Source organism: Enterococcus casseliflavus (assembly GCF_029215545.1).
Lineage (GTDB): Bacteria > Bacillota > Bacilli > Lactobacillales > Enterococcaceae > Enterococcus_D > Enterococcus_D casseliflavus.
In genome coordinates this window covers 1,114,913-1,141,257 of the sequence record NZ_CP119393.1, presented here as the reverse complement: position 1 = coordinate 1,141,257, position 26,345 = coordinate 1,114,913, and the positions used below count along the sequence as shown (strand labels likewise).

The following is a 26,345-nucleotide window of genomic DNA, read 5'->3' as shown; positions in this document are numbered from 1 at the left end:
AATTGGAGGTGTATCCAGATGCTCTCAAAACAAGATATGAGTAAACGCGCACAAATCGGTTTCTTTTCTCTTGAAGACTTGGTCCCACAGGACCATTTATTTCGGCAAATAGATCAATGTATTGATTTCTCCTTTATTTATGAATTGGTTAAAGAGAAATACGATGAAATCCAAGGACGTCCTAGCTTGGATCCTATTCTTCTAATTAAATTACCAATGATTCAATATCTATTTGGTATTAAAAGTATGAGACAAACAATAAAAGAAATAGAAGTGAATATCGCTTATCGCTGGTTTTTAGGTTTGAGTTTAGAAGATCCTGTTCCTCATTTTTCAACATTTGGTAAAAACTATACGCGACGGTTCAAAGGAACAGATCTCTTTGAAAAAATTTTTTATGAAATTCTAGAACAATGTATCGCTGAAGGTATCGTAGATACTTCCGAAGTATTTATTGATAGTACGCATATTAAAGCACATGCGAATCGTAACAAAAAAGAATCTGTCGAAGTAATGGAACAAGCTGTTTTTTATACAGATAAGCTGACAAAAGAAATCACCAAGAATCGAGAAAAACATTTAAAAAAGCCCTTAAAAGAAACAAACGCAGAAAGTAAAACTTCCTTGAAAAAAAGAAGTACGACTGATCCTGAAAGTGGTTGGTTTCATAAAGGTGAACACAAAGAAGTTTTTGCCTATAGCTCACAAGTGGCGTGTGATAAACATGGATGGATATTAGGTTATACTACACACCCAGGGAACTTTCATGACAGTCGTACGTTTGTTTCTTTATTTAACAAGCTCAAAGGAGCTTTTCCCCTAGAAAAATTAATTATGGATGCTGGGTATAAGACACCAGCAATTGCACATTTACTACTCGAACATAAATTGACCCCAATTTTCCCATACAAACGTCCTATGACTAAAAAAGGCTATTTCAAGAAACATGAATATGTTTATGACGATTACTATAATTGTTATATCTGTCCCAATAATAAAATACTCTCTTATGCCACTACCAATCGCAAAGGATATATCGAATACAAAAGCAATCCAAAGGATTGTAAAAATTGTCCTTTCTTGTCTAAGTGTACCAACTCAAAAAATCATACCAAAGTAATCACTAGACACATTTGGGCTGAAGCTATAGAGACCTGTGAAGAGATACGCCATCAAAGTTGGTTCAAAGAACTTTATAAAAAGAGAAAAGAAACCATTGAACGAATTTTTGGGACAGCAAAAGAATTTCATGGGTTACGTTATACCAATCAAATAGGAATTGAAAAAATGCACATGAAAATTGGGCTTACTTTTGCGTGTCTTAATATGAAAAAGCTGGCAAAAATAAAAAGGATCAGAGCGCAAAAGAGACGTTTTCCTAAAGGAAAACTGCCTAATCTATCGATTATCCATAGAATATTACATAGAAAAAAGACAAACCTCATGTTTGTATAAGGTTTGTCTACAGTCTGAACAATGGGGAACACCCATTGTTTTTGTTAATCAATTTTTTCTTTGATGGTTTTTTTGATTGCTTCGACGACTTGCTCGATCGTTAAACCAGACGTATCGATTCGAACCGCATCCTCCGCTTGTTTCAAAGGGGAGACTTCTCTGTGAGAATCCAGATAATCTCTTTGCTGGATCTCTTCTTTCAACGTCTCATAATCGGTTTTGATCCCTTTTTGCTGATTTTCTTTAAAACGGCGCTGTGCGCGTTCTTCCACACTTGCTACCAGAAAAATCTTGACTTCTGCTTGTGGTAAAACCGCCGTACCAATATCGCGGCCATCCATCACGACACCGCCATCTTTAGCGATCATCTGCTGTTGTTGGACGAGTTTTTCGCGGATCGCAGGGTATGCCGACACCTTCGAAACTGCGTTGGTTACTTCTGGCTGACGGATCGCTTCTGTGACTTGCTCTCCTCCTGCAAAGACCTCTTGACCGTGTTCAGTCGGTTCAAAAGTGATGGGGTATTGATCGATCAAAGCAGCGATCGCCGCTTCATCTTCAAGTGAACAGCCCGTTTTTAAAGCTAAATACGTGATGCTTCGATACATGGCACCAGTATCCGTATAAATAAATCCCAGGTCATTCGCGATGATTTTTGCCACTGTGCTTTTCCCAGATGACGCAGGACCATCAATAGCGATGTTGATTTTTTTCATTTTTCTTACTCCTCGTTTCCCAACGATGTGTATTCCTTCATCGTTTCTGCTTATCGTCCACCTTGGCTTCTCTCTTTCAAGAAAAAAAACCGCCAAAGCGGTTTTTTATTTAACTCTTAACGTGTCGCCAGGGTAAAGCATGTAGTTGTTCGGATCAATCCCATTTAATTGATATAGGGTTTCAACTGAGATACCTGTACGAGCTGCCACTTGTTCAGGACCTTCACCTGCTTGCACAGTGGTATACTGTTCATTACCAGCAGCGCCTTGCCCTTGGTTATTTTGGGTAGTATCTTGTCCAGCATTGTTTTGTTCTTGTGCCGGCTCACTGCTTGAAGGTGTTGATGAAGCTGGCGCAGAAAAACTGCTAGAAGAACTTGATTCACTTGTTGACGAACTCGTTTCACTTGTCGATTCCGTAGTGGATGATTCCGTCGTTGATGATTCGGTTGTTGAAGACTCAGTCGTACTTTCTACAGTACTGCTCGAACTTGCTGCGATCGGGGCATCATTGTTGTGGTTCAATACCCAAATACCGGCACCAACCGGAATTGCCACGATCAAGAAAAGCAAAACTAACACGATCGTCAAAAAGAGTGAATTCCCACGCTTTTGTTTTCTTTGTTGGGATCTTGATGCAGAATCATCGTATTCTGTATCATAGATTGGTTGTTCCCACGGTTCTTGATTTTCTGAATTGTAGTCATTGTCTTTCTTGCTCACTCGTATTCCCTCCTAGTTTCCTTCCGATGTATTATACCATAGGTAAATAAAAACTGTCCTACAAAATACGATTCAATTTATATCTTTAAAAATTTTTATTAAACGTTCCTGCCAATGATGGGCTTCTTTTTTCTGGGGCAGCTGTTCTTCACCCGCTATTTCGATCCCGTCATTGTCGCAACAATAAGGATTCTCCTGGGCTTCCTCTCCGAAATGCGCCAGTAAAAATTGTCGGCGACAACCTGTAAAATGTATATAAGCCAACATTTTTTGTAATTGTTCTTGCTTTTGCTGTTCGTTTTGTTTTAACGTTTCCAGCCAAAAGGAAGCCCCCAACTCCTTCATTTTTTGCTGCCACTTTTCTTGCAACGGTGTCAAGGGTTCTTTCCTCTTCTCCTGAACCATTCGTTCTAAAGCACGGCGTTCTTCTTTGTTTTCTCGCTGAAAGAAGTAATGGATCTGCTCATCATGTTCCTGATAAAGCAAAATCGCATTGCTTTGTTTGCCGTCACGACCAGCTCGCCCGATTTCTTGACTGTAATTCTCTAACGAATCAGGTAGATCATAATGGATCACAAAGCGAATATCTTCCTTATTGATCCCCATCCCAAAGGCATTGGTAGCAACGAGTAATTTTAATTTATTCTGAGAAAACTGCTGCTGCAACGTTTTTCTTTGATCACTCGCGAGACCACCATGATAATAGCCTACCAAATAGCGCTGACGCAGTTTGTTATAGACTTCTTCGACTTTGCTTCTTGTGGAACAGTAGATGATCCCAGCCCCGCCTAAGCGGCTGAGATAGTCTGCTAATGCCGCATCTTTGTCTGTTGTTTGCTCTACGAACAAGCCGATATTGCTGCGGTTCATCGAATAACGGTAGACATTGGCGTTCTTTGCTAACAACACTTGCCGAATGTCTGCTTCAACTTGCGCTGTTGCAGTAGCCGTCAAGGCTAACGTGACGGGTGCCATCAAGCGTTTCTTAACTTCACCAAGCTGCAAGTACTCTGGTCGAAAATCAATGCCCCATTGCGAAACACAATGGGCTTCATCCACCACGAGCATGGCGATCTTAACCTGTTCCAATTGATGCAAAACAGCTTCTTGTACGATCATTTCTGGACTTAAAAACAAAAACTTGTACTTCTGCAAATGCTGCATCACATACTGGCGATCAGCAAGGTCCAATTGACTATTAAACGCAATCGCGCGTTTTTCCCCTTGCTTTTGTAAGCCGTAGACTTGATCTTCCATCAAAGAGACTAACGGCGAGATAATGATCACGATCCCGTCTACTAGGTACCCTGGCAGCTGATAGCACAGACTTTTGCCATTCCCAGTAGGCAGAATCGCTAACGTATCTTGCTGTGCTAAAACACTTTCGATGACTTCTTTTTGTCCTTGGCGGAATGTTTTGAAACCAAAATACTGATTCAGTGCATCTTCTAACATCGAATCCCCCGCTTCTGAGCAATCTGTAACAAACGAATCGTCAAAAAATCAGTCGTAAGAAGCGCCTGTAATTCTTGATAGCTATTTTTCCAAGAAGCTTCTGGCAGCTTTTTCAACAACGCTGTATCAAAGCGCTGAAAAGGAAACGTGGGATCAAGCAATGCCCACTCAATCAAATGATCATTAACAGTTCCTCGTTTAATCCTTCTTTTTTCCATAATCTGCTCGACAGAATCGCCTCGCAAAAACAATGCTCGGCTTTCCACCATGCTTTGGTTTAAACTTCTCTTTAGAAAAGGCGACAATCCTCGAAACAGGATCGTCTGGGGCGTTTTTTCGATCAAGGTTAAAAATTGATGGATCGAAGCTCCTACATAAAGAGTGTCCCAAGGCTTACTTTGAACATTTTCTGGTAAAAGCTGAAAAAACGCCTGCCCTAGAATATCTGGACCAGATAAGGTGCCCGCTAAAAAATCTGCCACTTCTGCGGGAAGCTGGTCAAAAATTGCTGTTAGCTCTTGATACAAGCACTTTTTGATGTCAGGATTGTGACGGATCAGCTGACGGACAGGTTCTGTATAGAGTGGCGTGTTTTCAACGGGAATATACTGATTGGTCACGCCTTGATACGCAGCTGCTTGAACCAGCAGCCGAACAAAACGCCAAGCCTCCTCCGTCGTTCGTCCATAACGAAAGTAATTCGCATAACGCAACAATCGTTCACCTGGCTGCTGGCTGTTTCTAGCAGTCGTTTTGAGCAGCAGACCATCTGAATCTCGACTTAGAGCCCCTCGTTGGATCAAGTCAGCGAGCGTCTGTTGATACGCTTTCTCATTCAACTGGGGCAACGATTGAAAGAGACCTAAGCGATCATAAAAAAAGGCATAACTCAAGACAGAGCTAGTACGCTTACCAATGAGAATTTGATAAAGTGTCGATGGACGCAACTTGTCAGTATCAGAAAACAGCGCTAAAATAAAAGAATCCATATCTTCCTCCCAGAAAGGACTAAAAAATGTCACAACGCTGTAAAATTGTTCCTGAGCGCTGCATTGCTTGTGGACTATGTGCGATCTATGCTCCCGAGATCTTCGATTATGATGAAGATGGGATCGTTTTATTTGCCCAAGAACCGAGTGCACGGCAACAGTTTATCATAGAAGAGCAACAAGAAAAAGTCAAAACTGCTTATCGCAAATGCCCCACCAGAGCGATCCTTATAGAAAAATAAAAAAGTCGACCTGCCATTAACAGACCTTTCGTCTGCCACAGCAAGTCGGCTCATTTTTTATTTTCCTATAGCAGAATGATGGGGCTGCTTACGAGCCAACCATGGGAGCAGTTTGGCATGTAGTGCTAAAAAGACGGCACTGACGATCGCTCCTTTAACCAAATTGAAGGGTAAAATCCCGATCGCCACATATTGCGGCAAAGACATCCCTAAAAATTGATCGGCTGTGACCCCGAAAAAGCGTAGATAAAGCGGTGTGATCACAAATAGGTTCGCCACACTCATAAAAATCGTTACCGACAAGATACCGCTGATGACACCAACCATTTTGTTTTTGGTGTGGATACCTTTGCGGAAAAAGTAGTACATTGGCAAAGTAAAGGCACATGATGCTAAAAAGCTTGCCGTATCTCCCACCATATCAGCAGGTGAAAAACCAGATAAGAACAAATGCAGGACCGAACGAATGAAGGCAGTCACTACCCCACTCCAAGGACCAAATAAAAACATCATGATCATCACGGGAATATCACTAAAATCGATCTTTAAAAAGCTGAATGCCGGAAAAATTGGAAAAGCGATAAATTGCAAAATTGTTCCCATAGCAGCACACATGGCGATCGTCACCATTTTTCTTGTTTTGTTGTTCATCAGTATAAATCCTCCTAAGTTCAGGATTCCTCTTCAAACGAACCTATTAAATTTCCTCGGCTTTCTTGTCGGCGCCAGACAAAAAATGCCCTCTTTTTTCCACAGGGAAAAAAGAGGGCATTCGAAATAGCCATAAGCAAATCAAATACGCTCTATCTTCTTTATCCAGACTGTACTGTCGGTATCGGAATTTCACCGATTCAGCTATTTCCGAAGAAATAGGTCGTGGACTATAACCACCGGTCGGGAATTGCACCCTGCCCCTGAAGACGAACCTTTATTCTATTTATTACATGTTCTATTATACACAAAATCTAAAAATTAACAATAGTTACGTTTTCAGATACTTTTCAACTATTTTGCACTGTTTTTCAGCTGGCTGACTTCTTTCTTCGACAACTCTCGGTATTCCCCTGGACGAAGACCTTTTAAATCTAACGGACCATAGTTTTCCCGTTTTAGTTTTTGCACAGGCAAACCAACTGCTTTTAGCATGTTTTTGACTTGATGATTGCGACCTTCGTGGATCGTCAATTGCACAATACTAGATTGTGCCGTTTGGTCTGTCGATAAGATTTCAAAGCGAGCAGGCGCGGTCTTACGCCCTTCGATCCGAATTCCTTTTGTCAATGGGAGCAGTTGCTTTTTATCCGCAATGCCTTTGACCTTGGCAACATACACTTTTTCGACTTCGTGTTTTGGATGCATCAGTGTCTGTGATAATTCCCCATCATTTGTCAGTAGCAGCAAACCGGAGGTATCATAGTCCAAGCGGCCGACTGGATACACCCGTTCAGGGACTTCAGCAAAATAATCCAAAACGACTTTGCGCTTTTTATCATCCGTTACAGCTGAGATCACACCACGAGGTTTGTAGAATAGATAATAGACGTGTTGTTCTTGTTCGATTGGTACACCATCGACTTCAACAACATCTTTTGAGCTAACTTGGACCCCTAATTCTTTGATCACTTGCCCGTTGACACGCACTCGGCCTTCAGTTATCAATCCTTCAGCTTTTCTTCTTGAGGTGATGCCAGCATGGGCAATCACTTTTTGCAAACGTTCCATCTTCATTCTCCTTCTGTTTCTGCTTGTTTGTAGCGGTCGTAAAAAAGATCAAACGGTGCATCTTCTTCAAGTTCATCTTCCATGGATTGGATATCGGGTAATTCAGCCAAACTTTTTAAGCCAAAATAATCCATAAAGTATTCCGTCGTACCATATAGGATCGCTCGTCCTGGTCCGTCAACGCGGCCTTTTTCTTCAATCAGTCGTTTTGCCACCAATTTTTGAACCGATCCGCTAGATTGGACGCCGCGGATCTCTTCTACTTCCATCCGAGTGATCGGCTGCTTGTAAGCAATGATCGACAACGTTTCTAAAGCGGCCTGAGACAACGAGCTGCCCATCGGTGATTCAGCATATTTCTTCAATAAAGGGGCAAATTGTTTCTTGGTGGTCAAAATGAAATGATTGCCCACTTCAAGAATATGCAACGCAGTATGTTCATTTTCTTCATATTGCTGATTTAGTTCCTGCAAATGCTGATAGACACTGGCAGTATTGCTTTTGACTAAGTAACTCAATTCTTCAAGTCCGATCCCCTCATCACCGACGACGAATAAGATCGCTTCTAATTCACTATATTTACTCATCTTCTTTACCTGTTGGATAGAGCAGAATCGACGCATAATTGTCTGTTTGCTCTACTCGAATCGTTCCTTTTTTCATTAATTCTAATAGTGCCATAAAAGTTACCACAACTTCTGTTTTATTGTAGGTCGTAAAAAACGAATCAAAGCTGCGGCCTTTTTTGGCACTGACATGTTGCATCTCCAGCTGAATCGCCGCCATCTTTTCATCGATGGTGCTTTCATCAGGAGAAATTTTGGTTTCTAGTACTTGGCGATTTTTCTTTTTCTCGATCATTTTTTGAAAAGCCAAAAAGAGATCGATCGTATTGAATTGATTGGCTCTTAACTGATCTTCTTCCTCTTTGTATTCATCGACATCCATCGGATCTTTCGTATAATACAAACTTCGCTCTTCCGCTTTTTCGGAAAGCTGCTCGGCTGCATACTTAAATTTGCGGTATTCTAGCAGCTGTGCCACCAGCATATCCCGTGGATCTTCTTCGTACTCTTCCACTTCAGCAATCAGCTCTTGTTTCGGTAACAGCATCTGGCTTTTGATCGCCATCAGAGTTGCCGCCATGACTAAATATTCACCAGCGACTTCTAATTCTAAAATTTTCATGGCATGGATATACTGCATGTATTGTTCGGTGATGGTTGCAACTGGAATGTCATAAACATCGATTTCCAGTTTTTTGATCAAATGAAGCAGCAAATCCAACGGTCCTTCAAAGACAGCTAATTTTATTTTGATTTCTTCCATTCCATCCTCGATTTCTAGGCGCGCGGAAAGTGCTGCTTGTACACTTCCGTCATCCGTTTCTTCGTTATATGCGTGTAAATCTGAGTGGTCGAGATATCTGCGTGTCCTAACAGCTCTTGAACCGTTCGCAGATCTGCGCCGTTTTCTAATAGATGAGTCGCAAAACTATGGCGCAACGTATGGGGAGTCACATTTTTGGTGATCCCAGCTTGTCGAACCAAGGCTTTTAAATTTTTCCAGATTCCTTGACGAGACAGCTGCGTGCCATGGTTGTTTACAAACAGGTGGCTTTCATCCGGTGTTTTTCTCGTCAAATACGGACGTGCATCGCTGAGATACGTTTCGATCCATTGAATCGCTAAATCCCCTAATGGGACGATCCGTTCTTTGTCGCCTTTCCCGGTTGTTTGCAACAAGCCCATACTTAAATGCAAATCATTCAATTTCAAACCGATCAACTCGCTGACGCGCAAACCTGTCGCATACATCACTTCCAAAATCGCTCGATCGCGAATGCCCAACACCGCTCGAGTATCTGGTGTTTCGATCAAGCGCTCCACTTCCTGCAAACTCAAAGTGTCAGGTAGCTTCTGCTGTTTTTTCGGCGAATCAATATGCTGCATCGGATCATGATCGGTCAACCGTTCTTGACGCAAATATTGATGGAATCTTCGCAAACTGGAAACCATCCGAATCACGGTTGCCGAGGATTTTCCCGCCTCTTGCAAACTTTGCAAAAAAGACAAAACGATCACTCGGTCAATCTGTTGCCACTGCGTCACTTGTTTTTTTTGTAAAAACGCAAGATACTGTTGCAGATCCCGCTGGTAGCTGGCACGGGTATTTTGGGATAGCCCGCGCTCAATGGTCAAATAATGAAGATAATCAATAATTTGTTCGTTCATGGGGCTTCCTCTACTTTCAGCTTTTTTATCATATCAAATTCTGGCTCGTTTAGATAGTAGCTTGCCAACAAAAAAGAGGCATTTACCCGTATCTTTTTCCCAAGGAAACACCCGAATCATAGCAGATTTTTTGGTTTCTTTCAAATCGGAAAAAAGGACACTCTTCCTATTGAAACCATCTGACTATCATTCGGGTGATAACAAAATCTTTTCAAATTGCCCAGCTACAGACACTAGGCTTTGTTTTGGCATTTTTGGCAGACACCATGAAATGTCAACCGATGATCCTTTACTAAAAAATGGTACTTTTGTTCGACGATCTCTTCGACTGTGCCCAACAGATCCTCTTCAACCTCTTCGATATTGCCGCATTCCAAACACAACAAGTGATGATGGAAATGTTTGGCGCCTTCTTTACGTAGGTCATAACGAGCGACACCGTCATTAAAACTGACTTTATCGACGATTTTCAAATCCGTCAAAATCTCCAATGTTCGATAGACGGTTGCTAAGCCAATCTCAGAATTTTTTTTGCGCACAAAGAAAAAAATCTCTTCGGCGGATAAATGATCTTTCTCATTTTCTAATAAGACCAACAACGTCGCTTCTCGCTGAGGAGTTAATTTGAACCCCGACTCGTGCAATTGTTTCTTGGTCTTTTTTAACGCTGCTGTTGTGTTCATAGTTGCCTCCGTGTATGCCGCTAATTTATAACGATTCTAATTTGAGTGAGAATCACCCAAGACAAACATTGTAATCATTATAAATTAGAACAGCAAAAGAAACAAGTATTCTCAATTAGGTTTTTTAACAAGAATCGTAAAGCCGTCTTTTTGCTCAATCAAACGCTGTTTCATCAAGGTTCCTAACGCCCGTTTAAATTGGCCTTTACTAATACCAAACGTTTGTAAAATCTCTTCTGGTGCTGATTTATCGGTAAAAGGAATTTTATTTTCTGGCGCTCGTTCTAAAAAGGTTAGGACCATGGCGGCATCATTTGAAATCGCCTCGTGGGCTCTTGGTTTCAATGAAAGGTTCAAGACGCCATCTGGACGAACCCCGATCACTCGTCCTTTGACAACTTCCCCAAGACGCGGCTCTTGATAGCGCTCTGATGGGTGGACGAAGCCAATATAAAAATCATCCGTCAATAAGTAGGTTCCCGCTAGTTTTAAGCGATACACGGTACCTGTAACATCTTGATTCTTCATCTGTTCCGTACCATTCTTACTCAGTGCCTTGAAGATTTTCTCATCTGCTAACGAAGCCCATATACGCTCTTTGTCGTCGACGCGCAAGCTGACCATCAAACGATCGCCTTTTTTGGGCCAAAGTTCCCGCATTGTTGGCAATTCATCTAATGAAACCACCATGTCCTTGTCTTTTAAACCGATATCGACGAAAACGCCTAAGTCGCGACGGCTTCCTGTGACTGTACCAAAGGCATAATGCCCTTTGCGGCTTTTCGGAATATTCGTAGTGAGTACATTTTCTTGCTTTTGGTTTTGATAGCCAAACCCTTCGACGGCTTCACCTAAATGATGTTCGCCTTCTTCCTTGGCTAGTCGGAAGGTAACCCCGCCTTTTTGAACAAAATAATTCTGTTCATTTTCATCAATGATCAATCCGCTAAATACGGATGCTAATAAGTCTTTCATCTATTCTCTCCTTCTTCATAAAAACTGCCCGTTGCTAGAAAAAGAAACGCAGCAGTGCCATAGCAATAACGCCTGTGATAACGATCTTCATCAAATCTTTTGTATAATACCCCACCAACAATGCTGGGATACAGGCAACAGTTTCTTTGACTTTCAAGATGGGAAATTGCCCTTCTCGAAAGATCAGCAAATTTTGAACCAACAATGCCGCCAAAATACACAACGGCAAGTAACTCAAAAAGATGGTGAAAGGTTTCGGGAATACGAGCTTTTTAGAAAATAAAAAAGGAACGATCCGCGGAATCCAAGTAACCAACCCACATGCTAGCATTAGTATAACAAAATTAGTCATGATGTGTCACCGTCCCAACCAAACATCCTGCCAAGGTCGCAGCAATTACCGCGATCTCAGCAGTAGAAAAACGCATAAATAAAATCAATGTCCCCACAACTGCCCCGAGTACGAAGAGCGTTTGCTGGGTTTTCTTCTTGAGGGGTCGCTCTACTTGAAATAAAAAAAGACCAACAAACATGGCTACCAAGGCAAAATCTAAGCCTAACGCTTCTGGATCTGGAATAAACGAGCCTAATAGTCCGCCCAAAAAGGTTGCGAAGATCCAACTCAAATACGCCATCACGTTCAACCCATGGGTCCATTTCGCTGTGACTGGTTTGTCTTGTTGCAGTGCCGTCGTCAAAACGCCATAGGACTCATCAGTCAAAAGCGTCCCAATCCCGATAGCAGAAAGCAAAGGAGTCTTTTTAAAATAGGAAGCCACTGATAAGCTCATTAAGAAATGTCGTAAATTCACTAAAAAGACGGTTGCGACGATCGTCATGAAAGGTGCTTGAATCGCGAGTAATGCACAAATAATAAATTGAGCACTGCCTGCATAGACAATAATAGACATTAAAATAATTTCAAGAATCGACAACCCAACACCTTTTCCCACGACCCCCATCGCAAAACCAATCCCTAAGTACCCAAGAATCGTTGGTACACAAGCAATGACCCCATCTTCAAAGCGATCATATCTTTCTATTTTCTGCACAAAAAACCCTCCCTGTTTGAACGATTATCTTTCATCATATCGAAAACAGGGAGGGGAAACAAGTATTTTTCACATGTGCATGTAATAACTCTGAAAGTTTTCTAGTGACTCAGGAGACTTAGCGAACGGTGTGATCGTTCCCATTGCCTCTGAAATAGCCAGTTTTGGCGTTTACCGTAAATAAGTATAGCGGGAACGCTGAATCATCCGTTCCTTTAAGCAAGCTGCCTTGGGCATTTGTCGCATAAAAATTGTAATAGCCTTCGCCATTGACGATCCGCACGCGTTCAAAAGTATAACCACCTTCAACCACGTAACCACGGGCAATCGCTGTGGCAATGATTTTTTCTTGGACACCATCTGCCCACACCCAAGCGCTATTGTTTACATCATTCAAATCACTTTGACGGGCTGGAATAATTGGCTGATTATTGGTATTTGTTGGCGTATTTGGCGAAAGCACATACTCTTCTTCAGACGTACTTTGTGCTGGCGTCGCAGCGCTTGTAGAACCGCCGCTCGAAGCGGAAGCGTTGTTCTCAGAAGCCGCCGCTTGTGCTGCTTCTTGGGTCGCTTGTTGTTGCGCCGCTGCTTGTTGGGTAGCTGTTTCACGCTTCGTCAACGCAGTATCGACTTTGCGCAGTTCAGCAGTGAGACTTTCCACTAGTGAATCGATCGGTAAAGCTTGGACTTTTTTCATTAAAGCATTGTAGTTCTCGCGGGTGACACTTGCAGGTGCTTCGTCGTCGCCACTTAAAGCCACCATGCTCTTCACCGCATTTTGAACTTCCTCGATCGCACTGAACTCTTTTTGCCCCATATCGATCGCTTGATTGATCAACTCATCAAAGGCATCCCCGTTCTCACGCTTCGCCATTGTAACGGCAGCCGCTTCTTTCAATGAGACTTCTTCCAACTGATCCTCCACAACGGCAGGACTGCTAAAATAGCTGTTGATCTCGGTCAAAGCTGCTAGTTTGTCAGCAATCGTCGCAGCTTCTTGTGACAAGGCATCGTACCGTTCATGGTCTTGAAACTCTGCCAACTGATTCGTCACAGCCGTCAGCTGTTCTGATGTTTTGTCGTTTTTAATGAACACTCGTTCATCATTTGTATAAAAATCATTCAGCTCATTTTCAATTTGATCGAGTGTACGGTTTTCTTGCGCCAGTTGCGTTTCTCGGGCTGTTTCTTGTTGCTGCTGTTGATAGTAATACGCCCAACCGCCACCAGCTGCCACTAATAAACAAGCCGCTGTAATATAGAGTGCTTTGCGAGGACTCTTCTTTTTTTCGCTAGGCGTCGACGTTTTTTCTTCAGTAGTCGCCTTTTTCGGTGCTTCATCCGCTGCGGTGATCGGCTCAGGAATTGGATCGATCACTGGTTCTGGCTGCTTCTTCGCTTCTTCAATGACTGGATCCGTCACTGGTTCATCTTCCCTTATCAGTAGAGGTTCCTCACTGGCTTGTTCCTGACTTTCTTCTTCAGTAGCAGACAAATCATCAGTGGCGGCTTCTGCTTCTAGAGCAGCGGCTTTTTCTTCCTCATCAAGTTTGTGTTGGCGGATATAAGCAGCCAAAATATCAGCGTCATGCTGTTCCTCCGTACTTAATGCATCGGTTTCACTTGCTTCCTCACTGGCTGATGTCGCATGCTCTTGCGTTGCGCTAGAACTTTCTACTTCCGTTTTTTCCTCAGCTTCTTTCTTAGAGGCTGATGTGGGGGTTACATGTTGCTCATCGGAAAAAGTCCCTTGCTGCGCGAGGTCGATCGTTTCTTCATTTGAGGATGGCCGATCACCTAAGTGCTCCTCCATTTTTCCGATCGGGACGTTTTTAAAGTCTGACCAGCGAATATCATCATTTTTATTCTGTGGCTCTTCTGGCGTAACGGAAGAGTCAGATGTTGGTTCCAGTTCATTCTCCTTTGCCTGGTTCCATTGGAACCCGCAATTGGGACAAACGGGTGTTTCTTCTATTGCTTGAAATCCACATTCAGGACATGTCTTCTTCATTGATTCAAACTGACTCCTTTTGTTTTTTGCATTTCCTTTTATGAAGCAGTCGCCTCTTTCATCAGACGCTTGCTGTACCTACTGCTTCGTTTTTTAGACCAGCAAATAATGGGTCTTTTTTGACACTTCGTTGTTTGTTACGTTTTGATGCAGATGCACAAAATTAAATTTATCACATTCTTGGCAATTAGCCAACACTTGCTTGGTTACGTTTTTATTAAGTTCTTTACCAATCTTGTGTCGAGAGGACAGAATCTGAATAAAAAAGACTTTCCAAAGGGTTCCTTTGGAAAGTCGATAAACCTTGATTATTCTAAGAAATCTTTCAATTGTTTTGAACGAGATGGATGGCGTAGTTTCCGTAATGCTTTTGCTTCGATCTGACGAATCCGTTCTCTCGTTACCCCAAAGACTTTGCCGACTTCTTCTAATGTCCGAGTACGACCATCATCGATTCCGAAACGCAAGCGCAGCACGTTTTCTTCACGGTCAGTCAACGTATCCAGTACATCTTCTAGCTGCTCTTTCAACAGCTCATAAGCCGCATGCTCTGCTGGACTTGTGGCATCTTGGTCTTCAATAAAATCACCTAGATGAGAATCGTCTTCTTCACCGATCGGTGTTTCTAATGAAACAGGTTCTTGAGCGATCTTCAAGATTTCACGAACTTTTTCCGTCGGCAGATCCATTTCTGCGCCGATTTCTTCTGGTGTCGGTTCGCGCCCTAAGTCTTGCAGCAATTGCCGTTGAATACGGATCAATTTGTTGATGGTTTCCACCATATGCACAGGAATACGAATGGTTCGCGCTTGGTCAGCGATCGCACGGGTGATCGCTTGACGGATCCACCAGGTCGCATACGTCGAAAATTTGAACCCTTTGCGGTAGTCGAATTTCTCAACGGCTTTCATCAAGCCCATGTTTCCTTCTTGGATCAAATCAAGGAATTGCATTCCTCGACCCACATAACGTTTGGCAATACTAACGACCAAACGTAGGTTGGCTTCTGCCAAACGCTGTTTTGCCTCTTGATCGCCTTCTTCGATTTTCAGTGCGAGCGCCACTTCTTCTTCTGCGGTCAATAACGGCACACGACCGATTTCTTTCAAGTACATCCGAACGGGGTCATTGATTTTCACACCAGTTGGTGCAGACAGATCTTCTTGAGGTTGTGTTTCTTGTCGTTTTTCATTGCTCTTTAGACTATGGACTGAAGGCTCTCCATTTTCATCCACGACACTGATGCCTGAATCCTCCAGTTTTTGAATTAATTTGTCCATTGCATCAGCATCCAAAGTATACGGCGTTGCTAAACGATTCGTAATGTCATCGTAAACAACTTGCCCCTTTGTTTTGTTTTCTCGGATGTATTCGGCAACTGCTTTGTCATACGTTTTTTTTGTTTCTTCTGCCATGAAAGAAAGCCCCTTTCAGTTCGCTATTTAGCTTGTTTCAACCGTTTGGTCAAATCAATGATTTCGATCGCAAGTTCAAGTTCTAATTGCTGGTTTCCTTTTTGTCTTGCTTCTTGCTGCTGGATTCGTTTTTGATTGATTTCTTCAGCAATGCCCGACTTTTGAAATACCTGCAGAATGTCCTGAAATTCTTGTTCAGTCCCTTCCTCAGAAGCTTTAAGATCTGCAATATCGATCACCATTTTTTTCATTGAATCTTCTTTTAAAAAATCTAAGAACTTTGCTAAAACAAAGTGTTCTTCTGTTTCCATATACGCATCAAACAGCAGATAAAGCTGTTGGTAACGATCATGGATAAAGGATATGCCACTCGCTCGAAAGCGATGGTTTAACGTACTGTCATGAAACAAACGGTACAATAATAATTCTTGTGCTTTTTCTACCTGTGTTTTGGGCTGCTGCCGCGTTGGCGGCGTAAAGACCATAGGATTATTGGTTGTTGGCGCTGGCGGCGGTGCATCTTGCCGCGGCTGCTGCTCTTGCCGGTTTTGCTTGAGCTGCTGCTGCAAGGTCTCACGGCTCAAGTTGAACTCTGTGGACAACTGAGTCAAATAACGGTCTTGCTCCAGCAAAGAATCCACCCGCTGTAATTCCTTTAAAACGACTTGGACATAATCTAGCTGCTCTTTCTCATTGGCCAAATTTCGATTTGCTCGATGGTAATCCATTTTGAAAGCAAAGACGGTTTCTTTCCCATGTACAGCTAATTTATAAAAAGCTTCTGTCCCATATTTGCGCAAATAGTCATCTGGGTCCATCCGTTCCGGCACTCGAACCACAGATAATTTCAAGCGGCTATTGTTTTGCAAAAGATCGATCCCACGGTTCGTGGCTTCAACCCCTGCACTATCTCCATCGTAACAAAGAATCACTTCTTGTGCCACTCGCTCGATGTGAGCGATCTGCTGATTGGTCAGGCTGGTCCCCATCGAGGCGATCCCATTTTCGATCCCTGCTTGCCAAGCGGCGATCACGTCCATAAATCCTTCAAATAAATACACTTGACCATCTTTACGCATCGCTCGTCGCGCTTTGTCAAAGTTGAAAAGAACCTCGCGTTTATTGAAAAGAATCGTTTCAGGACTATTTAAATATTTTGGTTGGTCTTGATCACCGACTTTTTCGCTTGCTAACCACCGACCAGAAAAACCAATCGTTTTCCCCTGAGGATTGCGGATCGGAAACATGATTCTCTGGTAAAAGCGATCCGCCAGTGAGCCATCGTTGCGCTGAACAAAGAGTCCTGTATCAGGAAAAAACTCTGCTTTGGCTTTTTCATTCAAAAAAACTTTCTCCAAAAACGAGCGTTCATTCGGTGCAAAGCCAATATTGAACTCTTCGATCAGTGCCATCGTCAATCCACGATCTAATAAATAATCAAGCGCTTCTTGTCCAGCAGCTGTATTCACCAACATGTGATGATAGACTTCGGCGGCTTTTTCATGTAACGCAATCAATTGACTCGTTTGTGAGGTCGCTTCATTGATGCCTTCAGACTGCTGATATTGCGGATCAAGAGGAATATCGTTCATTTCTGCTACTTTGACGACTGCTTCTGGAAAACTGATGCCTTCAAGCTCCTGTAAGAAACCATACACATTTCCACCACGACCACAACCAAAGCAATGAAAAATTTGTTTGTCCTCTGCAACGGAAAAAGAAGGTGATTTTTCATTATGGAACGGACACAAACCAAAATAATTTTTTCCAGACTTCTTTAACTGGACATACTGTCCCACGATATCGACGATATTGCTACGTTCGCGAATGTCGTCAATGACCGTTTGAGGAATTCGTGCCATCCACTCACCTCCATTTGGTAAGTATTCATCGGTTTACTAGGTAAAAAAACGCACTAATAGATATCAGTGCGAAGAATAATTAGACAGAATCACTCATAATGATTTTACCATATTTTATTTGTATTTCAAGCTTTTTTGTTTCAGTTATTTTACAACGCTTATGAAAAGAAACGCGCCGTAACATTGATCTTCCATTGATTCATTTTTATTAAATCAGCGTAGAATAAATTGCCGCCGTTATGATACAGGTGACCACCATTATAAAAAACGGATTGGATGCCCCAGTAACGATAGGTTTGTTCCGTATCATTGCCTAACAATGGAGATAAAACCTCTCTGGAATATGTTTCTGCTAACTCTAAGGTGTTCACTCCCCCTCGGGCAGCGACATAATCAATATAATCTGTACCAAAATTATATGCCTGTACGGCGGTCCAAAGATCACAGTTCATTTGCTCGGCTTTTTCAATCAACTCTGCTAAATAGGAAACACCTTGTTCGATGCTTTGTTCTGGCGTATCGAACTGATTTTGTTTTCCATAAACACTTTCAGAACTTTGCATCGGGTCGTTGCCTTGTCCTTTTGACTCCGTCAGCATGATGCTCATGGCTAATGACTGATATTCAGAGATGTCGTGGGCTTGCGTCTGTTGCGCGATTGCTTCTTCATACGCATAGACAGCTTTCAATGCCGTGTAGTTTCGATAGACCCAAACCCCTGCCCCGATCAGCAGCAACACGAGGGCCAGCTTCAGTATAAATCCTAGGAAACGTCGAATTTTTCTCATCAAATACATCCCATCTTTTCTAAGTCAGAATCTATCGTACTATGAAATGAACGGGCTGACTAGAATTTTTTCTCTCCTAAAAAATCCTTAATAAAATCACAAGATTATTTAGAAAAAAACAAGCAATCCTAAGCTGACTGAGGGATTGGCGATCTTTTGACAAGAAAAAGGAAACAGCGCTTCTTCAAAAGGAAGCACTGTTTCACTCATCATTATTTTTCGATCGTGGTGACAATACCAGAACCGACTGTTCGTCCACCTTCACGAATCGAGAAGGTCGTTCCATTTTCTACAGCGATCGGATGGATCAATTCCACATCGATCGTTACGTTGTCACCAGGCATCACCATTTCCGTTCCTTCTGGTAAAACGATATTCCCAGTTACGTCCGTTGTACGGAAGTAAAATTGTGGGCGATAGTTATTAAAGAATGGGGTATGGCGACCGCCTTCTTCTTTTGTCAACACATAGACTTCCGCTTGGAATTTCGTATGCGGTGTGATAGAACCTGGTTTTGCTAACACTTGGCCACGTTCAATTTCATCACGGGTGATGCCCCGTAACAATACCCCTACGTTATCGCCAGCTTCTCCGAAGTCCATCGTTTTGCGGAACATTTCTACCCCTGTCACGACTGCTTTTTGTGTTTCAGGTTTGATTCCGACGATTTCTACTTCATCCCCGACTTTTACCATGCCGCGATCAATCCGACCAGAAGCAACGGTTCCCCGTCCTGTGATCGAAAAGACATCTTCGATCGGTAACAACAATGGTTTGTCAGTATCACGTTCTGGCGTTGGGATATATTCATCTACCGTATCCATCAGCGTTAAGATCGCTGCTTCTGCTTCTGGATCACCTTCCAAGGCTTTTAAAGCAGAGCCTTTGATCACAGGAATGTCATCCCCTGGAAAATCATATTCAGTCAGCAATTCTCTGACTTCCATTTCCACTAAATCAATCAACTCATCATCATCGACAAGGTCCGTTTTATTCAAAAAGACGATCAAATGTTTCACACCTACTTGACGAGAAAGCAAAATATGTTCCCGTGTTTGCGGCATTGGGCCATCTGTCGCTGATACGACCAAGATTGCGCCGTCCATTTGGGCAGCCCCTGTAATCATATTTTTCACATAGTCCGCATGTCCTGGTGCATCGATATGGGCATAGTGCCGTTTTTCTGTTTCATATTCTACATGGGCAGTATTGATAGTGATACCACGTTCGCGTTCCTCAGGAGCCGCGTCGATACTTGCGTAATCTTGCGGATTGGCAAGCCCTTTTTTCCCAAGAACTGTGGTAATAGCAGCAGTCAAGGTTGTTTTCCCATGGTCAACGTGTCCAATTGTTCCGATGTTGACATGGGGTTTGCTACGATCATAATGTTGTTTTGCCATATTGTTTCCCTCCTAGAGAAAGTTGAGTCGTTGGTTGACTCGAATCATATTTTTGCGATTTACGCTTCCAAAGAGATAAGGATTAACTTATTTTTTGTAAGTTTAAATCTACCCTTATTATAGGTCAAAATTAGTCAAAGTCAAGCAAGAGGTCTCGGCAGCTAATCCCTAAGAATTTCTTTGCTTTTTGTGATCCATTGGACGCAAGCCTAGTTTTTATGAATAATAGAAGATGAGGTGAGAAATGTGAAGAAAATCATTGCAGCGCTGGTTTTTACAGCAATTTTCCTTGGCGGCTGCTTCCTTACTTATGACTATTACTATGGTGGAAGTGACTACTATACAGTTATCAACGGTGAAGGCGAACACGATACCGAAGTCAGTGACGAGGGGGTCGTTGAAAACATCTATCGTTATACACAAACAGCCTACAGCGCCTCTGGTGACGTCAAAACGGTCAAAATGAATGAACACCGTTCCGCTCCTTTGAAAGAAGGTGCCTATTTGAAACTATTGGTCAATCCAAACAAAGGCGTTATAAGCTGGGAAGAAGTTTCTGAAGAAGACGTTCCTCAAGCGGCTCTTGAAAAGTTGACCCCTCAATAATTGCTGCTGTCGATCAAGCAAGCGTCTGTAAAAAAGCAGGGCGTCCTCTTTCTAAATGAGGACGCCCTGCTTTTTGTGCTCTATAATTTATGGGCCTGATGAATCAGAATTGATTCTTCAGCTCCATTTTCATTATTGACAAAGAGCCGCTTTTTTGTACTTGTTCTGCCATCGTCTGCTTAGAAACAGCTCTTGTTACATCCGATTAATCACTTCTTCTACATTTTTGATCGTTACGGAAATCGTGCCATCGGGATTATTGATAAATTCGATCAAATTCGGATCTCGGTAAACATCCAAAGGAACGATCAATTCGATTCCATTCGATAATTTTAGTTTTTGCTTACCAAATTTTTTCTCCGAGATCTCACGAACATCCCGCATCATCGGTGCTTGATTGACGAATCCTTTTTCAACCACTTCTTCTTGAAATGAAAGCTGAGCAGTAATATTGTCTTTAAAGACTTTTTGCGCCACTTCACTCACATCGATATGACCAGACTCTTCGATCGTATCGTAGACCGCTTCTTTCAAATCGGCAACAACGTTATAGGTGGGTGTTTCAAATTTCTGACCAATTTTTTCGGCTACTTTTTTGATGACTTTGACATTTTCTTCTAAAGATGGGATCGGTTCGGCATCAATGACTTTTGTTGAAAAGTAGGCGTATTTTTCACCTGAAAAGCTATATTTCTTTTCAATCAGTTCAAAGTCTAAGCTCTCCACATCGATCGTGATCCCTTCATCTGCCTTTTGGGTTTTACCTGCTAGTAAGGCACGATGCAAAATCAAATTATTTTCGATCCCAGCCTCCCCATTATCAATAAAATGCGTATAGCCATCTTGATAATTGACCTTCAAAAAAGCCAGCTGCATTCTTGTATCTAATTCATATAAGACGACAAACGCATCCGCACTTGGCGCATCTTCACTTTCCTTGTACGCTTCATACCAGCGTTGCACGATCGCTTCACTGGCTGCGATAAAGTCGTCTGGTGCTTGTTTGACCAATTGAGCGATCGTTGAAGTTTCGAGTAAACGACCTGTTTTGGTTTGCGGTGTAGCAAGTTTCTGTATTTTCTTCGTCAAATAATCACGAATGTATTCCGTTGTTAAATCAAGTTCAACTTGAGAAAAAACTGGATCGCCTGTTTGACGGTCCACAATGTGTAAAATCGCATGTTTCAAATAAATATCCATTGGTTACGCTCCTTATCCATTTGTCTAGTGTACAAAATAAATAGGCGAACTGACAAGAGCGAATCGGCATTTTCCTTCAACATTCGCTTTCTTTTTAAAAGGTGCAATCATTGGAAATTCCTGCCTCGTCTGCTAAACTAGAAGTATCACAGAAAACGGAGGAATGAACATGAACAGCTATACGTTATCAAACAATGTGACCATCCCTGAGCTAGGCTTTGGCACATGGCAAACACCAGACGGCGACGTTGCCGTAGCATCAGTCAAAAAAGCACTAGAAGTAGGTTACCGCCATATTGATACAGCACAAGGCTATAAAAATGAAGCCAGTGTTGGTCAAGCGATCAAAGAAAGCGGCATTCCCCGCGAAGAGCTTTTCTTAACTACAAAATTATGGAATGCGAACCATTCTTATGATCTTGTGATGTCCTCTTTTGAAGAATCTTTAGAAAAATTACAAACAGACTATATCGATCTTTTCTTGATCCATTGGCCAAATCCAGTGGCTTTTCGCGACAATTGGCAAACAGCGAACGCAGAAACATGGCGTGCTTTTGAAGAGTTGTATCAAGCAGGCAAAATCAAAGCGATCGGCGTCAGCAACTTCTTACCACATCATTTTGAAGAATTGAAAAAAACAGCTACTATCTTCCCAATGGTCAATCAAATTTTCCTTGCACCTGGCGAGTTACAAGAAGAAGTCGTGACTTATTGCCAAGAACACGATGTATTGCTTGAAGCATACAGCCCATTAGGTACTGGGAAGATCTTTGATGTACCAGAAATGAAAGCATTAGCTGAAAAGCATCAAAAATCAATCGCTCAAGTTGCATTACGCTGGTCTTTACAACATGGTTTCTTGCCATTACCAAAATCAGTCACACCAAGTCGGATCGAAGAAAACATTCACGTCTTTGATTTTGAGCTATCTGAAGAGGACATGAAAACGATCGATCAATTAGATGGTGTGGTTGGGAAAGCGACCAATCCAGATACGACAGGGTTTTAATTTCACTCTCTATAAAGGAGAAGCCTATGAAAAAAACTGATTTGAATCATCTCTCCCCTGCTGTTCAAAAAGCCTTACATGCTGATTTTGTTTTTCTCGTTTGGCCAGACAAAGTCCAACACTTTCCAGCACGTCAATGGACGACCAGCGACTATCAGCAGATGCTGACCGAGAAACTTACTGGGGAACCACGCTTTTTTCTTTGGGAAAACTACTTAGTCGCAACTGGAGAAAATGACCTTTTGGTCCTGATGCCCAAGTACCATCAAATCAATGATCTAGTAGAAACACCAGCGCCGCTTTTTTAGCAGCGTTGGTGTTTTTTCAGGAAGTATATAAATTTTTTTGTATTTTTTCATGAGAATCACTGTTCTTTTCTGCAAATTTTCCTTATAATCGATAGTGATCGAGAGGAGAAGATTATGAAAAAGAAACAATTAGCAAAATTGAAACAACAATTCCGCCCGTCTTATGAAACAGCTCGACAACAGTTGTTTACAGCGATCGAGCGCAAAACAGCAGATAAGTTTGACCTTCCGACGACTGTGTATATCAATCCTAAAAACCAAGAGGAATTATTGATTGAATTGTTGAAGGAAACGCCAAAAGAACAAAAAATCGCTGTTCCTTTAGATGAGAACTTCAAGATCGTCGTGAAACGAATCCAACGCTTAGAAGCTGGTTTGCTTGATCGTTTCAGCGATAACTTAGTCGATGAGATCGCTGCTTACTGGTTGCCGACCAATCCGCAAGAAAGTACGGCACCCGCTCCTGCAAAAGAACCAGCGAAAGTGAAGGAAGAATCAGCACCAGCTGAAGCGGCTGCACCGACTACCTCTGCATCAACTAAAGAAGTAGAAAAAGCAACTGAAACAATGGCTGATACTGCTGACAACACAATGACTTTTTCAGCATTTGCTGAAAAAATCGCAGCATTCCCTAAATTTTCTGCCAAACAATCTTCAGGAGAAACGATCGTGATCGAAGCTTCCCCGAAAGAAGATCGTGTTCTAGCAACGATTTCTGAAACAGAAAGTGATACTTTTACCATTGAAACTGCGCTAGAACGCAAATACAAAGTAAAATTAGAAGTCATTCCATTGATCGAGGCGTATGCCCACACGGCGATTTCGAAACGATAAACAAAAGGTTCTCTAGACAAATGCCTAGAGAACCTTTTTTAATTGCGTATTTCGGTTAAAAATTTACGGGCTTGCTCTTGGTTCATTTGAGTCGCAGCTCGCAGCTTAGCTGCCAGCTGTTCAATCTCGGATCCTTTTGCTCCTACTGAAATGGCTAATGAACGGGCTTGCATGCTCATATGGCCTTGCTGGATACCTTCTGAAACCAATGCCCGCAACGCTGCCAGATTCTGAACCAACCCGACACTTGCCGCCAGCGAAGCCAACTCACTCGCCGTTTCAACACCAGTCAATGCCAACGCCGCTTGGGCTTTTGGCAATACTTTCGTGGCACCCCCGACTGTGGCGATCGCCAACGGTAATGTGATACTACCAATCAAACGGTCTTCTATGATGGTCCAGGAAGTCAACCCTTGCATGCGGCCATTACGGGCAGCATAGCCATGACAAGCGGCAGAAACGGCGCGAGTGTCGTTTCCGGTAGCCAAAATCAGCGCTTCAACGCCATTCATGATCCCTTTGTTATGGGTAGCGGCACGATATGGATCGATCTTGGCAAAATCAGCTGCATGAACAATTTTTTCGGCAACTTGTCTGCCATTTCCGTTCTTGCTCAATTTGTCAAAAGGCACCGAGCAAGTGGCTGTTACTAACGATTCCGTAGCGAGATTGCTTAAAATACTAAAGAGAATTTCTTCTTCTGGGAACCATTTGCGAAAAAGCTCTGCCACTCCTTCTAAAATCGAATTGATGATATTGGCGCCCATCGCATCTTTGACATCAACCATTAAATCGATCGACACATAAGCGGTTGCTAAGTCAGATTCTGCTGGCGAGAAGTTCCGACCGATCACTCTTCGCAATCCACCGCCGCGTTTCACGATGGAAGGATACGTCTCATTCGCCACTGCAAAGATCGTTGCTTGCTCGGATTCAACTTTTGCCAAAATCGCTTCCGGATCCTGAACATCCATAAAGACGATCTGGCCCCGAAGCAAACGTTCTTGACTGGTCGTCGTAATGGGCCCAGCCATTTTTGCTCCATTGCTCATCGCTGCGATCACCGAGGGTTCTTCTGTGGCTAACGGGACATTGTATGCTTTGCCATTCACTTGCAGGTTCAGCCCTACGCCTAACGGGATCTCTACTTCACTGATTTGGTTTTCGATCAAATGATTAGCAGTTTCCTTGTTTAGCGTCATTTCTTGAAAAACCAAGGATTCTGCTGCTGTGATCGCTCCTTGTGCTTCAAGAAAGGCTAATCGTTCATTAGGCGCGAGGGCGTAGAACTTTTTTTTTTCTGTTTTTTCTGATGCCGACTCTTCATCAAAATTCGTTTGACTTGCTGTCGCCGAAGGATTTTCTAACAGCATCGCTAGCCCTAATCCGCCACCGACACACAAAGAGGCGATTCCATAGCGCTCTTGGGTGTCTTTTAGCTGATAAGCGACGGTCGTTGCGATCCGCGCGCCAGTCGCTCCAATGGCATGTCCCAGTGAAATGCCCCCGCCGTAACGGTTGACTTTCTTCGGATCCAAACCAAGTTCACGTTCTACTACGATCGAAGAAGCTGCAAAGGCTTCATTGATCTCAAAAATACCGATATCTTCAATCGTCAGTGCTTGCTTTTTCAGTAACGTATCGATTGCTTTGATTGGTGAGATTCCCATGATCTCTGGGGCGAAACCGACTTCGACGATCTCTTTGATCACTGCCAGATAAGGAATCTGATGTTCTTCACAATAGCTTTTTGACGCGATCAAGACCATGGCCGCCCCATCATTGATGGTTGAGGCGTTCCCAGCAGTCACCGTACCGTCTTTTTTGAAAACTGTTTTTAATTCAGCTAATTTTTCGACTGTCGTAGCGGCGCGAATGCCTTCGTCCTGTAAAACGGTTCTTGATTTTTCAGTCAACGGCACGATCTCTTGATCAAATTTCTTTGCTGCTTGCGCTTTGGCAGCTTTCATTTGTGAGTGGTAGGCAAACTCATCTTGCTCTTTGCGAGTGATCCCGTATCTTTCTGCTACCGTCTCAGCCGTCAGTCCCATTGGCTTGCTGCTGAATGCATCTGTCAATCCGTCATGCATCATTGTTGACACCGGGGCTGAATACTGATCTTCCGCCTTGTTATAATAACTAAAGAGCGGCGCATTCGTCATACTTTCAATCCCACCAGTCAATACGACGGATGCCTTGTTCAATTGAATTTGCTCCATCCCCATTAGAATCGCTTTCATTCCCGAACCACATACTTCGTTGATCGTTGAGGCTGGAATATCTGAGGAAAGCCCGCTTTGCAAGGAAACTTGGCGTCCTGGATTTTGACCACTGCCTGCTTGTAGCACATTTCCGATAATCACTTGTGCGATATGTTCTTTTGCTTGTTGGTTTCTTGTCAACAAGGCTTTTGCAGCAACTGTTCCTAATTCTACTGCTGAATATTCTTTTAATGACCCATGGTATTTGCCAATTGGCGTTCTTAGTGCGTCGATAATGACAACTTCTTCCACGTACGTCACCTCCTCTTGAAATATATCATTAAATCCTCCAAAAAAGAATACCCCACATTCGGTTGTCGCACCCTTTTCTACTTTCTTTAATAAAGTTTAAATTCTAATCAATTCTTTTTCATTTTTTTCAAAAAATATGATACCTTAGAA

The 26,345-nt window shown here is 42.6% G+C and carries 26 protein-coding genes and 1 riboswitch; of the genes, 6 read left to right on the top strand and 20 right to left on the bottom strand.

The genetic code is table 11. The annotated features are described in order from the left end of the window. The first annotated feature begins 18 nt into the window (after positions 1–18). Complete coding sequence (locus P0G38_RS05580) at positions 19–1,455, top strand: IS1182 family transposase (RefSeq protein WP_275854126.1); 1,437 nt, start codon at positions 19–21, stop codon at positions 1,453–1,455. A 44-nt stretch (positions 1,456–1,499) separates the two neighbouring features. Here the strand turns inward: P0G38_RS05580 and cmk are convergent, their stop codons facing one another. From cmk to P0G38_RS05560, 4 genes are all read right to left on the bottom strand, one after another. Next, positions 1,500–2,171, bottom strand: a complete 672-nt coding sequence (gene cmk, locus P0G38_RS05575) for a (d)CMP kinase (RefSeq protein WP_010749236.1) — start codon at positions 2,169–2,171, stop codon at positions 1,500–1,502. 105 nt (positions 2,172–2,276) lie between these two features. Beyond that, the gene (locus tag P0G38_RS05570) at positions 2,277–2,894 is read right to left on the bottom strand and encodes a LysM peptidoglycan-binding domain-containing protein (protein ID WP_275854329.1); all 618 of its coding nucleotides are present in this window, start codon (positions 2,892–2,894) and stop codon (positions 2,277–2,279) included. 72 nt (positions 2,895–2,966) lie between these two features. After that, positions 2,967–4,349 (bottom strand): RecQ family ATP-dependent DNA helicase, encoded by a 1,383-nt coding sequence (locus P0G38_RS05565; protein ID WP_275854327.1) that lies wholly within the window; start codon positions 4,347–4,349, stop codon positions 2,967–2,969. Next, positions 4,343–5,338, bottom strand: coding sequence for a helix-turn-helix domain-containing protein (locus P0G38_RS05560; protein ID WP_275854324.1), 996 nt, complete (start codon positions 5,336–5,338; stop codon positions 4,343–4,345). Before P0G38_RS05560 ends, P0G38_RS05565 begins: the two co-directional genes overlap by 7 nt. 26 nt (positions 5,339–5,364) lie before the next feature. On the opposite strand from P0G38_RS05560, the gene P0G38_RS05555 reads away from it, so the two are divergent. Next, positions 5,365–5,580 (top strand): ferredoxin, encoded by a 216-nt coding sequence (locus P0G38_RS05555; protein WP_005237096.1) that lies wholly within the window; start codon positions 5,365–5,367, stop codon positions 5,578–5,580. A gap of 57 nt (positions 5,581–5,637) precedes the next feature. Here the strand turns inward: P0G38_RS05555 and P0G38_RS05550 are convergent, their stop codons facing one another. The 14 genes from P0G38_RS05550 to tuf all read right to left on the bottom strand — a co-directional run bounded on the left by P0G38_RS05550 (position 5,638) and on the right by tuf (position 19,725). Further along, on the bottom strand, positions 5,638–6,231 hold the full coding sequence (locus P0G38_RS05550) for an ECF transporter S component (RefSeq protein WP_016613081.1): 594 nt from the start codon (positions 6,229–6,231) through the stop codon (positions 5,638–5,640). A 150-nt stretch (positions 6,232–6,381) separates the two neighbouring features. Then, positions 6,382–6,506: riboswitch (FMN riboswitch) on the bottom strand. 79 nt (positions 6,507–6,585) lie between these two features. Next, on the bottom strand, positions 6,586–7,302 hold the full coding sequence (locus tag P0G38_RS05545) for a pseudouridine synthase (protein ID WP_221692970.1): 717 nt from the start codon (positions 7,300–7,302) through the stop codon (positions 6,586–6,588). 2 nt (positions 7,303–7,304) lie between these two features. Further along, on the bottom strand, positions 7,305–7,889 hold the full coding sequence (scpB, locus tag P0G38_RS05540; RefSeq protein WP_005229316.1) for an SMC-Scp complex subunit ScpB: 585 nt from the start codon (positions 7,887–7,889) through the stop codon (positions 7,305–7,307). Beyond that, on the bottom strand, positions 7,882–8,631 hold the full coding sequence (locus tag P0G38_RS05535; protein WP_005229314.1) for a segregation/condensation protein A: 750 nt from the start codon (positions 8,629–8,631) through the stop codon (positions 7,882–7,884). Before P0G38_RS05535 ends, scpB begins: the two co-directional genes overlap by 8 nt. A 14-nt stretch (positions 8,632–8,645) precedes the next feature. Beyond that, the gene (gene xerD, locus P0G38_RS05530; protein ID WP_015510075.1) at positions 8,646–9,536 is read right to left on the bottom strand and encodes a site-specific tyrosine recombinase XerD; all 891 of its coding nucleotides are present in this window, start codon (positions 9,534–9,536) and stop codon (positions 8,646–8,648) included. Positions 9,537–9,769: 233 nt separating this feature from the next. Next, on the bottom strand, positions 9,770–10,219 hold the full coding sequence (fur, locus tag P0G38_RS05525; RefSeq protein WP_015510076.1) for a ferric iron uptake transcriptional regulator: 450 nt from the start codon (positions 10,217–10,219) through the stop codon (positions 9,770–9,772). Positions 10,220–10,330: 111 nt separating this feature from the next. Further along, positions 10,331–11,194, bottom strand: a complete 864-nt coding sequence (locus tag P0G38_RS05520; RefSeq protein WP_015510077.1) for a CvfB family protein — start codon at positions 11,192–11,194, stop codon at positions 10,331–10,333. A gap of 34 nt (positions 11,195–11,228) precedes the next feature. After that, positions 11,229–11,546: an AzlD domain-containing protein gene (locus tag P0G38_RS05515; RefSeq protein ID WP_010749225.1), complete on the bottom strand. Its 318-nt coding sequence runs from the start codon at positions 11,544–11,546 to the stop codon at positions 11,229–11,231. Then, positions 11,539–12,246: an AzlC family ABC transporter permease gene (locus P0G38_RS05510; protein WP_231435155.1), complete on the bottom strand. Its 708-nt coding sequence runs from the start codon at positions 12,244–12,246 to the stop codon at positions 11,539–11,541. Before P0G38_RS05510 ends, P0G38_RS05515 begins: the two co-directional genes overlap by 8 nt. 118 nt (positions 12,247–12,364) lie before the next feature. Continuing rightward, complete coding sequence (locus P0G38_RS05505; RefSeq protein WP_275854314.1) at positions 12,365–14,260, bottom strand: cell division site-positioning protein MapZ family protein; 1,896 nt, start codon at positions 14,258–14,260, stop codon at positions 12,365–12,367. Positions 14,261–14,568: 308 nt separating this feature from the next. Beyond that, complete coding sequence (gene rpoD, locus P0G38_RS05500) at positions 14,569–15,675, bottom strand: RNA polymerase sigma factor RpoD (protein WP_005229298.1); 1,107 nt, start codon at positions 15,673–15,675, stop codon at positions 14,569–14,571. A gap of 23 nt (positions 15,676–15,698) precedes the next feature. Further along, positions 15,699–17,537 carry a DNA primase gene (gene dnaG, locus P0G38_RS05495; RefSeq protein ID WP_015510081.1) on the bottom strand — a complete coding sequence of 613 codons (1,839 nt, stop codon included), beginning with the start codon at positions 17,535–17,537 and terminating at the stop codon, positions 15,699–15,701. Between the two features lie 158 nt (positions 17,538–17,695). Further along, complete coding sequence (locus P0G38_RS05490; protein ID WP_005229291.1) at positions 17,696–18,325, bottom strand: lysozyme family protein; 630 nt, start codon at positions 18,323–18,325, stop codon at positions 17,696–17,698. A 212-nt stretch (positions 18,326–18,537) separates the two neighbouring features. Continuing rightward, positions 18,538–19,725, bottom strand: a complete 1,188-nt coding sequence (tuf, locus tag P0G38_RS05485; RefSeq protein WP_275854308.1) for an elongation factor Tu — start codon at positions 19,723–19,725, stop codon at positions 18,538–18,540. 246 nt (positions 19,726–19,971) lie between these two features. On the opposite strand from tuf, the gene P0G38_RS05480 reads away from it, so the two are divergent. Then, entirely contained in the window at positions 19,972–20,331 is a 360-nt protein-coding gene (locus P0G38_RS05480) for a YxeA family protein (RefSeq protein WP_060792344.1), read from the top strand. Positions 20,332–20,526: 195 nt separating this feature from the next. Here P0G38_RS05480 and P0G38_RS05475 read toward each other — a convergent pair whose 3' ends face one another. After that, on the bottom strand, positions 20,527–21,531 hold the full coding sequence (locus P0G38_RS05475; RefSeq protein ID WP_005229284.1) for a nucleoid-associated protein: 1,005 nt from the start codon (positions 21,529–21,531) through the stop codon (positions 20,527–20,529). A 163-nt stretch (positions 21,532–21,694) separates the two neighbouring features. Here P0G38_RS05475 and P0G38_RS05470 point away from each other — a divergent pair, with 163 nt between their 5' ends. From P0G38_RS05470 to P0G38_RS05460, 3 genes are all read left to right on the top strand, one after another. Then, positions 21,695–22,540: an aldo/keto reductase gene (locus tag P0G38_RS05470; protein WP_005229282.1), complete on the top strand. Its 846-nt coding sequence runs from the start codon at positions 21,695–21,697 to the stop codon at positions 22,538–22,540. A gap of 26 nt (positions 22,541–22,566) precedes the next feature. Continuing rightward, positions 22,567–22,848: a hypothetical protein gene (locus tag P0G38_RS05465; RefSeq protein WP_015510084.1), complete on the top strand. Its 282-nt coding sequence runs from the start codon at positions 22,567–22,569 to the stop codon at positions 22,846–22,848. Positions 22,849–22,962: 114 nt separating this feature from the next. Further along, the gene (locus tag P0G38_RS05460) at positions 22,963–23,682 is read left to right on the top strand and encodes a hypothetical protein (RefSeq protein ID WP_010749217.1); all 720 of its coding nucleotides are present in this window, start codon (positions 22,963–22,965) and stop codon (positions 23,680–23,682) included. 38 nt (positions 23,683–23,720) lie between these two features. Here P0G38_RS05460 and P0G38_RS05455 read toward each other — a convergent pair whose 3' ends face one another. Next, positions 23,721–26,195, bottom strand: a complete 2,475-nt coding sequence (locus P0G38_RS05455) for a hydroxymethylglutaryl-CoA reductase, degradative (protein ID WP_275854301.1) — start codon at positions 26,193–26,195, stop codon at positions 23,721–23,723. Positions 26,196–26,345 lie beyond the last annotated feature (150 nt).

Excerpts from the sequence above, each read along its gene's own strand:
- P0G38_RS05580 (WP_275854126.1), top strand. The coding sequence starts at position 19 with ATGCTCTCAAAACAAGATATGAGTAAACGCGCACAAATCGGTTTCTTT.
- cmk (WP_010749236.1), bottom strand. The coding sequence starts at position 2,171 with ATGAAAAAAATCAACATCGCTATTGATGGTCCTGCGTCATCTGGGAAA.
- P0G38_RS05565 (WP_275854327.1), bottom strand. The coding sequence starts at position 4,349 with ATGTTAGAAGATGCACTGAATCAGTATTTTGGTTTCAAAACATTCCGC.
- P0G38_RS05560 (WP_275854324.1), bottom strand. The coding sequence starts at position 5,338 with ATGGATTCTTTTATTTTAGCGCTGTTTTCTGATACTGACAAGTTGCGT.
- P0G38_RS05555 (WP_005237096.1), top strand. The coding sequence starts at position 5,365 with ATGTCACAACGCTGTAAAATTGTTCCTGAGCGCTGCATTGCTTGTGGA.
- P0G38_RS05550 (WP_016613081.1), bottom strand. The coding sequence starts at position 6,231 with ATGAACAACAAAACAAGAAAAATGGTGACGATCGCCATGTGTGCTGCT.
- P0G38_RS05545 (WP_221692970.1), bottom strand. The coding sequence starts at position 7,302 with ATGGAACGTTTGCAAAAAGTGATTGCCCATGCTGGCATCACCTCAAGA.
- scpB (WP_005229316.1), bottom strand. The coding sequence starts at position 7,889 with ATGAGTAAATATAGTGAATTAGAAGCGATCTTATTCGTCGTCGGTGAT.
- P0G38_RS05535 (WP_005229314.1), bottom strand. The coding sequence starts at position 8,631 with ATGGAAGAAATCAAAATAAAATTAGCTGTCTTTGAAGGACCGTTGGAT.
- xerD (WP_015510075.1), bottom strand. The coding sequence starts at position 9,536 with ATGAACGAACAAATTATTGATTATCTTCATTATTTGACCATTGAGCGC.
- fur (WP_015510076.1), bottom strand. The coding sequence starts at position 10,219 with ATGAACACAACAGCAGCGTTAAAAAAGACCAAGAAACAATTGCACGAG.
- P0G38_RS05520 (WP_015510077.1), bottom strand. The coding sequence starts at position 11,194 with ATGAAAGACTTATTAGCATCCGTATTTAGCGGATTGATCATTGATGAA.
- P0G38_RS05515 (WP_010749225.1), bottom strand. The coding sequence starts at position 11,546 with ATGACTAATTTTGTTATACTAATGCTAGCATGTGGGTTGGTTACTTGG.
- P0G38_RS05505 (WP_275854314.1), bottom strand. The coding sequence starts at position 14,260 with ATGAAGAAGACATGTCCTGAATGTGGATTTCAAGCAATAGAAGAAACA.
- rpoD (WP_005229298.1), bottom strand. The coding sequence starts at position 15,675 with ATGGCAGAAGAAACAAAAAAAACGTATGACAAAGCAGTTGCCGAATAC.
- dnaG (WP_015510081.1), bottom strand. The coding sequence starts at position 17,537 with ATGGCACGAATTCCTCAAACGGTCATTGACGACATTCGCGAACGTAGC.
- P0G38_RS05490 (WP_005229291.1), bottom strand. The coding sequence starts at position 18,325 with ATGAGAAAAATTCGACGTTTCCTAGGATTTATACTGAAGCTGGCCCTC.
- tuf (WP_275854308.1), bottom strand. The coding sequence starts at position 19,725 with ATGGCAAAACAACATTATGATCGTAGCAAACCCCATGTCAACATCGGA.
- P0G38_RS05475 (WP_005229284.1), bottom strand. The coding sequence starts at position 21,531 with ATGGATATTTATTTGAAACATGCGATTTTACACATTGTGGACCGTCAA.
- P0G38_RS05470 (WP_005229282.1), top strand. The coding sequence starts at position 21,695 with ATGAACATGAACAGCTATACGTTATCAAACAATGTGACCATCCCTGAG.
- P0G38_RS05465 (WP_015510084.1), top strand. The coding sequence starts at position 22,567 with ATGAAAAAAACTGATTTGAATCATCTCTCCCCTGCTGTTCAAAAAGCC.
- P0G38_RS05460 (WP_010749217.1), top strand. The coding sequence starts at position 22,963 with ATGAAAAAGAAACAATTAGCAAAATTGAAACAACAATTCCGCCCGTCT.